Source organism: Nonomuraea cypriaca (assembly GCF_015645445.1).
Taxonomy (GTDB): domain Bacteria; phylum Actinomycetota; class Actinomycetes; order Streptosporangiales; family Streptosporangiaceae; genus Nonomuraea; species Nonomuraea cypriaca.
Map to the genome: position 1 here is coordinate 1 of NZ_JADOGI010000431.1, position 3828 is coordinate 3828.

Annotated in this window: 3 protein-coding genes; 2 read left to right on the top strand and 1 reads right to left on the bottom strand. The window is 74.7% G+C overall.

Features of this window, described 5'->3' with window-relative positions; genetic code table 11:
- Positions 1 to 103 precede the first annotated feature (103 nt).
- Complete coding sequence (locus ITP53_RS54330) at positions 104 to 265, top strand: hypothetical protein (protein WP_195903305.1); 162 nt, start codon at positions 104 to 106, stop codon at positions 263 to 265.
- 51 nt (positions 266 to 316) lie between these two features.
- Positions 317 to 2902, top strand: a complete 2586-nt coding sequence (locus ITP53_RS54335; RefSeq protein ID WP_195903306.1) for a LuxR C-terminal-related transcriptional regulator — start codon at positions 317 to 319, stop codon at positions 2900 to 2902.
- Between the two features lie 172 nt (positions 2903 to 3074).
- Here ITP53_RS54335 and ITP53_RS54340 read toward each other — a convergent pair whose 3' ends face one another.
- A complete protein-coding gene (locus ITP53_RS54340) occupies positions 3075 to 3794 on the bottom strand; it encodes a hypothetical protein (RefSeq protein ID WP_195903307.1) in 720 nt (239 codons plus the stop codon).
- Between the last annotated feature and the right edge of the window lie 34 nt (positions 3795 to 3828).

Genomic DNA, 3828 nt, shown 5'->3' on the forward strand with positions numbered 1-3828 from the left:
CCCTCGTCCCACCTGAGGTCGAGCCCGCCCCTATCCCACCTGACGTCGAGTCCCCTCATCCCACCTGAACCAGACCTGAACCGCCGGGAGAGATCATGCTCAAATGAGAACGGTCATCGTACGGCTGGTCGAGCCGGAGCAGTCCGGCGGCCAGCTCCGGGGGCTGCTCGAAGAGGTCGGGAGCGAGCCGGTGCCGTTCAGCGGCGCGGAGGCGGTCGTCGACCTGTTACTCTCCGCCGCCGGACTGAAACGGGATCCGGCCTGAACCTCCCGCGAACCTCCCCGCCGAACATGGTCGGTGGTGAGAGGAGGCGCGATGAGCGAGCAGCTGGGGAGCCAATGGCCGTTCGTCGGCCGAGGGGGGCCGCTGACGACCGTACGGGCGGCCCTGCGGTCGGGCGCAGGCATGATGATCGCCGGCGAGGCCGGAGTGGGCAAGAGCAGGCTGGCGGCGCAGGCGCTGACCGGCCTGACCGGGTACGCGGTGGTCCGCGCGCTCGGCACGGAGACCGCGTCGATGATCCCGTTCGGGGCGTTCGCGCACGCGCTGACCGGGCCGCCGCAGGCCGGGGAGAACCTGTTGCGCTGGGCCGCCCGCCATCTGTGTGACGGCGCGGGCCACGGCGAGCTGCTGGTGAGCGTGGACGACGCGCACCGGCTGGATCCGGCGTCCGCGGCGCTGGTGCACTACCTGGCCGAGAGCGGCGCCGCCAAGGTGCTGGCCACGGTGCGGTCCGGGGGACCGCAACCGGATCCGGTGACGGCGCTGTGGAAGGACGAGCTGCTCGGCAGGATCGAGCTGCCGCCGCTGACCGTGGCGGAGGTCGGGGAGGTGCTCGCGGGCGCGCTCGGGGGCGAGGTGGCCGCGGCGACCGTACGGCATCTGGCCAGGGTCAGTGAGGGCAACGTGCTGTACCTGCGGGAGGTCGTACACGCGGGGCTGGCGACGGGTTGCCTGGCCGAGCGGGACGGGCGGTGGCGCTGGCGCGGTGAGCTGTCGGTGACGACGAGGCTGCGCGAGCTGGTGGGGGCCAGGATCGGGCACCTCGACCAGGACGAGCGCGAGGTGCTGGAGCTGGTGGCGTTCGGCGAACCGCTGGGCACCGAGCTGCTGGTGTCGCTGACGTCGCCGCGGGCGGTCGAGCGGGTCGAGTCGCGCGGCCTGGTGGTGACGGTGGCCGACGGCAGGCGCGAGCACCTGCGGCTGGGGCACCCGCTCTACGGCGAGGTGGTCCGCGGCGACTGCGGCACGCTGCGGGCGCGGCGGCGCCGGCGGATGCTGGCCGAGGCGCTGGAGGCCAGCGGGCTGCGCAGGCGCGAGGACGAGCTGCGGGCGGCCGTGTGGCGGCTGGACAGCGGCTCGGCGGCGGCGCCGGAGAGGCTGGTGTCCGCGGCGAAGCTGGCCTGGGGTCGGCAGGATCCCCGGCTGGCCGAACGGCTGGCCAGGGCCGCCATCGAGGCGGGGGCGGGCGTGGCCGCGGTCGCCGTGCTCGGCGAGGTGCTCATGGTGCTCGGTGACGCGGACGGGGCACTGTCCGCGCTGCGGCGGGCGGCGCGGGACGCGGTCACCGAGAGCGAGCGCGCCCTGTACGCCTTCAGCCTGGGCATCAACCTGGGGTGGGCGGGCGCGGACGCCGAGGCGTGCCGGGTGCTCGACGTGGCGGCGGAGACGCTGACCGACCCGGCGCTGCGTCAGGAGGCGCACGTCTACCGCTCCGTCGTCGACTGCTTCGCCGGGCGGCTGACCGGGGCCGCGCGGTCGCTGGCGCGGGCTCGCTCGTGCGCGTCGACGACGGTACGGGGCGCGGCGCACGCGGCGTCCATGGAGGCGTGGGTGGCGGCGTACATGGGACAGACCGAGCGCAGCCTGGCCATCTCCGAGCGCACGCTGACCAGCGTGGCGAGCTGGAAGGAGGAGGCGCCGCACGCGTTCCCGTCGTTCCTGGACGCGCTCTGCGCCGCGCAGGCGTTCTCCGGGCGGCTCGAGGCGGCCGCGCGTACCGCCGAGCAGGGCATGGAGCTGCCCGCGACCGAGCTGTCGGTGTCCGGGTTCGGGGCCTATCGGGCGATGGTCAGCAGGCTGCGCGGCGACGCGGCGGAGGCGGTCCGCTGGTGCTGGGAGGACGTGGTCAGGTTGCCCGCGCGGGAGCCGTACCTGGGGCGCGTGCTGGCCGAGCAGGCGCACGCCCTGGCGCTGCTCGGCCGGACGGCGGAGGCCCGCGACGCGCTGGCCGAGTCGAGGGAGCTCGCCTCCCGGTGGGCGTTCACCCGCCAGCACGTGCTGCAGGCCGCGGTCTGGGTGGCGGCGGCGGGCGGCGACCTGGCCGAGGCGACGCGGCTGTGCCTGGTGGCGGCGGAGCACGCGGAGGAGCACGAGCTGTTCGGCAACCTGATGTTCGCGCTGCACGATCTGGTACGGCTGGGCGCGCCCGACCCGGAGCGGCTGACCGAGCTGGCGGAACGCGTGGAGGGACCGCTGGTGGCGTTGCTCGCCAGGCACGCGCGGGCCACGGGGGATCCGGACGAGCTGCGGGCGGTGGCGACGGAGTTCGAGCGGCTGGGAATGTCCTTGTACGCGGCGGAGGCCACCGCGCAGGAGGCGGCCGCCTGGCGGGACACGGGCCGCGGCCTGCTGGCGAGGGGCGCGCGGACCAGGGCGTGGGCGCTGGCCAGGCGCTACCCGGGTGTCTCGACTCCACCGCTGGTCGAGCTGGCCACGCCCGAGCTGACGCCGCGCCAGCGGGAGATCCTCCAGCTCGCCGCCGCCGGGCTGACGAACCGGCAGATCGCCGACCGGCTCAGGTTGTCCACGCGTACGGCGGCCAACCACCTCCAGGCCGCCTACGAGAAGCTCGGCGTGAACGATCGCACACAGGTGGGCCGACTGCTCGCGGCACTCTGAACCCGGTTCGGGCGGGCCTGTTCGGGTGGGCATTCTGAACCAGGTTCGGGCAGGCCGGTCCAAACCGGTTCGGGCGGCTGTCTGACCCGGTTCGGGCAGGCCGGCTGACCCGGTTCCGGCGGACCGGCTGACCCGGTTCGGGCGGACCGGCTGACCCGGTTCCGGCAGACCGCTAGATCAGTTTGAGTAGGGCGTCGTAGAGGGTGTCGCGTTCGTTCTCCGACAGGGCCTCGTAGGGGGTGGCGGCTCGCAGGTTCGTGTCCGCCTCGATCCGGGCGCGCAGCGGGCCGTCGCGCAGGCCGACGATCTCGGCTGTGGACAGGCCCGCCGCCCGCCAGGCCGCGGCGTGCGCGTCCGCTCGGTGGTAGCGCACGGCGGCGAGCCTGTTGAACAGCAGCAACCCCGCCGGCGCGCCCTCCGGCTCGTACGGCGGCGCCATCACCTCCAGCGCGCCACCCTCCGCCCGCCTGGCCCGATCGAGCACCCGGCCCGCGAGGGCGGCCAGGCCGGGCAGGTCGTGGCCGGCCCAGACGCGACCGGCCGCGGCGGCGTGGACGGCGTACAGGTCGCGGATGAAGTCCATCCCCTTGCCGGTCACCCGTAGCGTCCCGTCGGGGTCCTCGACCAGCGTGCCCTCGCGCAGGTGCTCCTGGACGCCGGACTCGGTGCCGGCCGGGTCGGCGTACCGGTAGATCGTGGCCAGGCCCGCCCTCGTCACGGGCCTGAGTGGAAGCGCGGAGCGCAGGTCGGACAGCAGGCCAGGGGTGACCCCCGACGTGCCGGCCAGTTCGGTGACCGCCCGGTGGGCCGCGGCGTGCACGTTGACGTGGGCCGCGTTGACGACCGGCGCGATCGCCGCCGCGTACTCGGACAGGTCCTGAAATTTCGGCATTGGGCGTCATTATGCCGGTGACGGCCGGGGATGG